Origin of the sequence: Micromonospora sp. CV4, assembly GCF_003667455.1 — a bacterium.
Lineage (GTDB): Bacteria > Actinomycetota > Actinomycetes > Mycobacteriales > Micromonosporaceae > Micromonospora.
This window is the reverse complement of sequence record NZ_RCVI01000341.1, coordinates 1-6,056: the sequence shown is the minus strand read 5'-3', so window position 1 is coordinate 6,056 and position 6,056 is coordinate 1. Positions and strand designations below refer to the sequence as shown.

The window sequence follows — 6,056 nt, the reverse complement described above, 5'->3', positions numbered from 1 at the left end:
CGGTCGCCGGCGCCGCAGGTGTCCCCCTCGGCGCTGCCCGGGGTGGGCACCACCAGCGGCGTCGACCCGGCGTGGCAGAGCAGCGCGCCGTCCCCGCCCAGCGTCACCGCCACGGCGCCGGCCCGCCAGCGCCGGCGCAGACCCTGCGCTCCCCGCGAGGCGGTCGCCAGGCGGGACGCCCCGGGCAGCGCCGGGACCAGCTCGCGCACCTCCGACTCGTTCGGGGTGGCCAGGTGCACGCCGGGCACCGCCGCCGGGCCGCGCGGATGCGGGTCCCACACCACCGGGGCGCGGGTGGCGGCCAGCGCGGCGCGCAGCGCGGGTTGCCGGGCGACGCCCCGGCCGTAGTCGCTGACCAGCACCGCCGACGCCGCCCCGAGCACCCGCAGCACCTCGTCGGAGGGCTGGCCCGGTTCGCCGGAGGCGCCACCGCGGTCGTGGCGCAGCAGGACCCGACCCCGGGCCCGCAGGCGGATCTTCTCCGGCGTCGCGCCGGACAGGGCCAGCGGGTACACCTGCACGCCGGCGGCCGTCAGCAACGCGCTCAGCCGGGCGCCACCCGCGTCGTCGGCGAGCGCCGTCACCAGCACCACCTCGGCGCCCTGCGCGGCGGCGAAGACCGCCGCCAGGCCGGCGCCCCCGGGCCGGTCGGTGGCCGTCGTCTCGTCGAGCACGGGCACCGGGGAGTCCGGGCAGAGCCGGTTCACGATCCCTTCCACGTCCCGGTCGAGCAGGGTGTCCCCGACCACCACCACGGGTCCCCTCACGCTTTCCTCCTCATCCTCACGCGTCGACCTGCTGTCCGGTCCCGCCGTCGAGCACCACCTCGACCCCCGTGCGCACCGGCCCGGACGGGAGCCGACCGGCCGGTGCGGGCTCGGGCGGCGCGTGCCGGGTGGCAGCGGCCAGCGCGGCGGGCAGCTCCTGTTCGAGGTATTCGCAGAGCAGGTGGCTGGTGACGAGGTGCAGTTCCTGGACGACCTGGGAGTCGGGGGACGCGACGGTGAGGGCGTCGGCACAGGCGTCGGCGAGGGGGTTCGGGGCGGGACCGGTGAGCGCCCAGGTGGTGAGGCCGGCGTCGCGGGCGGCGTGCGCGGCGGTGAGCAGGTTGGCGCTGGTGCCGCTGGTGCTGAGCAGGAGCAGGATGTCGCCGGGTCGACCGTGGGCGCGGACCTGGCGGGCGTAGACGTCGGCGTAGCCGTAGTCGTTGGCGATGGCGGTCACGGCGCTGGTCTCGGCGTGCAGGGCGATGGCGGACAGCGGCTGCCGGTCGTGATGGAGCTTGCCGACGAGTTCGGCGGTGAGGTGTTGGGCCTCGGCCGCGCTGCCGCCGTTGCCGGCGACCAGCAACCGTCCACCGGCCGCCAGGCGGTGCGCCAGCTCCGCACCCCAGCGCGCCAACTGCGACTCGCACCGCCGGTAGGGTCCCAGTGCCGCGGCGAGGTTCGTCAGGTGGGTGTCGAGCAGGCTGCCCGCCGGCATCAGGCCACCACCCGGCTCGGTCGGCGCACGGCGGCCACCTCGCCGTAGAGCTCCGCCAGTCGCTCGGCCGTGGCCGCCCAGGAGTACCGCGACCGGGCCCGCTCGCGCGCGGCGGTGGCGTACCGGAAGCGCCGGATGCGGTCGTCGAGCAGCCGTTGGATCGCGGTGGCCAGCGCACGTGGGTCGCGGGCCGGCACGAGATCACCGGTCGTCCCGTCGACCACGGTGTCCCGGATGCCGCCCACCGCGGTGCCGACCACCGGCACCCCGCAGGCCATCGCCTCCAGCGGGGTCAACCCGAACGGCTCGTACCAGGGGGCGGCGACCAGCAGGTCCGCCGAGCGGTACCAGCGGCCCATCTCCTCCCGGGGCACCGCGCCGACCAGCCGTACCCGGTCGGCCACCCCGCACGACTCGGCCAGCGCCCGCAGCCGCCGGGCGTACGGGTCGGTCTCCAGCAGCCCCTCGGGCGGCCCGCCCACCACCACGCACTCGGCGTCCGGCACCAGCGCCATCGCGCGGACCACCGTCTGGAAGCCCTTGCGCTCGACCAGCCGGCCCACGGTCAGGATCCGGGGCCGGCCCGGCTCGCGGTCGGCGGCCGGCCCGAGCGGGCCGAACGAGGCGAGGTTGACCCCGGAGGGCACGACGGTCATCCGGGACCGGGGCACCCCCATCCGGACCAGCTCACCGACCTCGTCGCGGCACTGCGCGACCACCCGGTCCACCGAGCGGCCCAACTCCCGCTCGTAGGAGATCCGCCGGGCCGGGCTGGTGTCCTGCACGCCCTGGTAGCGGCGCTTCACGGTGCCCAGCGCGTGGTACGTCTGCACCACCGGCACGCCGGTCTGCCGGCCCGCGTTCAGCGCGGCCAGGCCGCTCATCCAGAAGTGCGCGTGGATCACCTCGGGCACCCAGTCCCCGCCCCGCCACCGCTCCACCAGCCACCGGCCGAACTCCCGCATGTGCGGCAGCAGCGCGTCCTTGGCCACCGGCTCGGCCGGACCGGCCGGCACGTGCACCACGTCGTACCCGTCCGGGCTGCGGACGGTCACCGGCAGGTCGAGCGCGTCCCGGCGGGTGTAGACCCGCACCTCGTGCCCGGCGTCGGCGAGCGCGGCGGACAACTCCGCGACGTGCGTGTTCTGGCCGCCGGCGTCCTCCCCTCCGAGGATGGCGAGCGGGCTGGCGTGCTCCGAGATCATCGCGATCCGCATACTTCCTCCTCCAGCAGCCGGTCCCAGTCAGCGAGGAAACGGTCGAGGCCGTACCTGTCCCGCGCGGCCGTTCGCGCCGCCGCGCCGGCCTGACGCGCGGCCACCGGCTCGGCGATGAACCGACGGGCGGCGTCGAGCAGGGTGTCCATCCGGGTGGCCAGGGCCCCCGCCTCCGGGGGCACCGCCGTCACCGCCTCGGTGGTGGCGAGCGCGACGACCGGCATGCCGATCGCCATCGCCTCGATCAGGCTGAGCCCGAGCGAGGTCCACCGGCACAGGTGCAGGTACGCGCGCCGCCGGGCCAGTTCGGCGTGCATCCGGTCCTGGGGTACGTCGTCGTGGCTGGTGAGCCGGTCGGCGGGCAGCCCGAGATGGTCGGCCAGGCCGGCGACGCCCATGCCGAACACGTCCAGCGGTGCGATCTCGGCGAACCGGGGCAGCAGGTCGGTGCCGGTGACCCGGCCACGGCGGACCGGCTCGTTGATCACCACGGCGAGCCGGTCCAGCTCACCGGTGTACGACACGGCGGGCGCGACGATCCCGTGGTCGACCACCGTGGTGCGGCTGGCGCCGGTGTCCCAGAAGATCTGGTTGAACCCGGTGACGTGTGCGATGAGCAGGTCGTCGCGGTCGGCCATCGGATGCCGGGTGTTGGGCACGTCGCCCTTGGGCGTGTTGTGTTCGACGTAGATGGCCGGGACGTCACGGCCGGGCCGGCGGCCCAGCCACTCCTCGGCGAGGTCGACCTCCTCGGGGCGTTGCAGGATCACCAGGTCGACGGCGGTGCCGGGCAGGTCGGCGGGGGCGACCTCGACGGCGCTGTCGGGCCAGGGGTAGGTGCGGGCACGGCCGAGGCCGTAGGGGCCGCGGTCGGGTGTGGTCGGGATCAGGTAGCGGTGGCCGCCGTGCACGAACGACGTGGTCCAGGAGCCGTGCACGTGCCAGAGCAGGACGTTCATCGGCCGCCACCACCGCTGCCGACCAGCACCCGCAGCGCCTCGACCACCTCGGCCGGGTCGACGCCGCTCAGGCACGGATGTCCGGGCACCGGGCAGCTGGCCGCCCGGGTGTCCCGGCAGGGCGCACCGGCGTCGCCGAGCCGGACGGTGGGCACCCGGTAGGGCCCCCACTGGCCGAACGGGACGGTCGGCGCGAAGAGACTCACCACCGGCACCCCGGCCGCGGCGGCCAGGTGCGCGGGCCCGGTGTTGCCGACCACCACCGCGCCGGCGTCGGCCACGATCGCGGCCAGGCCCGGCAGGTCCGTCCGGCCACCCAGGTCGGTGCCGCCGGCCGCCGCGACCCGGGCGGTGACCGCACGCTCGTCGGGGCCGCCGGTGACCAGCACCCGGTGCCCGGCGGCGGTCAGCGACCCGGCGATCCGGGCCGCCAACTCGGGCGGGCAGGCCCGGCTCGACGCGGCCGAGCCCGGATGCAGCACCACGTAGCCGGGGGCGCCGAGGTCGGCCGGTCGGTACGGAAGGGCGTCCTGCCGGAGCCGGAGCACGGGTTCGTCGTCGACGGGCAGCCGGTGGCCGGCGGCGGCGGCGAGGGAGAGGGCACGTTCGGGTTCGGGGACGCCGGCGGGTACCCGGTGTCGGACGTCCAGCAGGGAACCCGGGTAGTCGTCGCTGATGGCGGCGATCCGGCGGATTCCCGCCATCCGCAACAGCAGCGCCAGGGGCAGGGCGGACTGGTGGAACGAGGTGAACACCACCGCCTCGTCCGCGCCGACCGCGGCGAGGCGCGTGGTCAGGGTCCGCATGGCGTCCGCGTCGACCGACTCCGGAGCGGGGTCGATCCACGGCAGCGGATGCTCGATGATCTCGTCGACACCGGGCAGCAGGTCGGCGGCGGCGCGTCCCCGTGGCCCGCACAGCAGCACCACCCGCTGTGCCCCGGCCGCGACGGCGCGGATCGCCGGCCCGGTCACCAGCACGTCCCCGGCCGAGTCCGAGCGCACCACCAGCGCTGTCCCCACCCGCTGACCGGCCGGCCCCGACGCGGGGTGCACCGCCTGCTGGCGGCGCAGGATCTCATCCACGGCCGCCGGTAGGTCGCCGGCCAGCCACCCGGCGGCGGCGATCTCCTCGGGTCGGGTCACCGGGGTGGGCACCAGCACCCCCGCCGCCCCCGCCGCCATCGCGGCGGCCACGTCCCGGCCGATGTCGCCCACCAGCACGCAGCGCGACGCGCTCGTGCCGAGCTGGCGGGCGGCGGCGTGCACCAGGCCGGGGGCCGGCTTGCGGCAGTCACAGCCGTCGGCGTCGTCGTGCGGGCAGACCAACCACGCGTCGAAGCGGCCCAGCAGCTCCTCGATCCGGGCGTGCACCGCCCGCATCTGCTCCTCGCTGAAGTAGCCACGGGCCAGGCCGGACTGGTTCGTCACCACCGCCAGCCGCAGCCCGGCGGCCCGCAACCGGTCCAGCGCGGCGCGCGCCCCCGGCACCGGCCGCACCTTCTCCGGGTCGCCGTTGTAGGGCACGTCCTCGATCAGGGTGCCGTCCCGGTCCAGCAGCACCGCGTCGTAGAGAACGGGTCGGGTGCCCTCGACAGGCCCGGAGCCGGCCCGGCCAGCACCGGCGTACACCGGGGCTGACCTGCGCTGATCCGGATCCTCCTGGTCCTGTCGCACAGGCGGCGGGTTCCCTGCGCCCCGAGGAGTAAACGTCGTCGCCGACGCGCTGGGGCAGCGTCGCGGGCGGTGCTCCGCGTCGGCCTTACCCGCCGCCCCGGAGAAGCTAACCCGCGGGCCCGTTAGCCACCGTCCCGGTGGGGTATGGGAGTCCAGTGGCGATTGTGGAGAAAGTGATCGACGCTCCCCCGCAGCAGGTCTTCGACGTGCTCGCCGACGGGTGGACGTACAGCGACTGGGTGGTCGGCACCGCGCACGTGCGGGACGTGGACGAGGCCTGGCCGAGGGTGGGCAGCCAGCTGCACCACCGGGCCGGTCCGTGGCCGTTCTCCTTGCAGGACGCCTCCACCGTGCTGGTCTGCGAACCGCCGCACCGGCTCGTGCTCCGGGCCGGTCTCTGGCCGGCCGGCGAGGCGATCGTGGCCTTCACCCTGGAACCGGTCGGCGGGGACGCCACCCGGGTCCGCATCGGGGAGGACTTCGCCGCCGGCCCGTTGCGCTGGGTCCGCAACAAGATCAATGATCTCGTGCTGCACCTGCGGAACCGGGAGACGCTCAACCGCTTGTCCGACATCGCCACCCGGCAGAAGGGTGCGCCGTGACGCAGACCGTGGTCGTGACCGGCGCGAGCGCCGGCGTCGGTCGGGCCGTCGCGCACGCGTACGCGGCCCGGGGCGCCCGGCTGGCGCTGCTGGCCCGGGGCGACGCGGGCCGCGTACGCG

Annotated in this window: 7 protein-coding genes; 2 read left to right on the top strand and 5 right to left on the bottom strand. The window is 76.0% G+C overall.

Annotated elements, in window-relative coordinates; genetic code table 11:
* From EAD98_RS23770 to EAD98_RS23750, 5 genes are all read right to left on the bottom strand, one after another.
* A partial coding sequence (locus tag EAD98_RS23770; protein WP_233583945.1) for a PfkB family carbohydrate kinase occupies nt 1-767 on the bottom strand: 767 nt, incomplete at its 3' end.
* A 16-nt stretch (nt 768-783) separates the two neighbouring features.
* Nucleotides 784-1,485: an SIS domain-containing protein gene (locus tag EAD98_RS23765; protein WP_121656223.1), complete on the bottom strand. Its 702-nt coding sequence runs from the start codon at nt 1,483-1,485 to the stop codon at nt 784-786.
* A complete protein-coding gene (locus EAD98_RS23760; protein ID WP_121656222.1) occupies nt 1,482-2,699 on the bottom strand; it encodes a glycosyltransferase in 1,218 nt (405 codons plus the stop codon). The genes EAD98_RS23765 and EAD98_RS23760 overlap by 4 nt, the downstream gene beginning before the upstream one ends.
* Nucleotides 2,684-3,658 carry a glycosyltransferase gene (locus EAD98_RS23755; RefSeq protein WP_121656221.1) on the bottom strand — a complete coding sequence of 325 codons (975 nt, stop codon included), beginning with the start codon at nt 3,656-3,658 and terminating at the stop codon, nt 2,684-2,686. The genes EAD98_RS23760 and EAD98_RS23755 overlap by 16 nt, the downstream gene beginning before the upstream one ends.
* Nucleotides 3,655-5,289 carry an HAD-IIIA family hydrolase gene (locus EAD98_RS23750; RefSeq protein ID WP_233583944.1) on the bottom strand — a complete coding sequence of 545 codons (1,635 nt, stop codon included), beginning with the start codon at nt 5,287-5,289 and terminating at the stop codon, nt 3,655-3,657. The genes EAD98_RS23755 and EAD98_RS23750 overlap by 4 nt, the downstream gene beginning before the upstream one ends.
* Nucleotides 5,290-5,489: 200 nt before the next feature.
* Between EAD98_RS23750 and EAD98_RS23745 the strand changes: the two genes are divergently transcribed.
* Together EAD98_RS23745 and EAD98_RS23740 are read left to right on the top strand one after the other, a co-directional pair.
* Nucleotides 5,490-5,936 carry an SRPBCC family protein gene (locus EAD98_RS23745; RefSeq protein ID WP_121656219.1) on the top strand — a complete coding sequence of 149 codons (447 nt, stop codon included), beginning with the start codon at nt 5,490-5,492 and terminating at the stop codon, nt 5,934-5,936.
* Nucleotides 5,933-6,056 (top strand): SDR family NAD(P)-dependent oxidoreductase (locus EAD98_RS23740; RefSeq protein ID WP_121656218.1); only part of this gene is annotated, 124 nt, incomplete at its 3' end. The genes EAD98_RS23745 and EAD98_RS23740, both read left to right, overlap by 4 nt.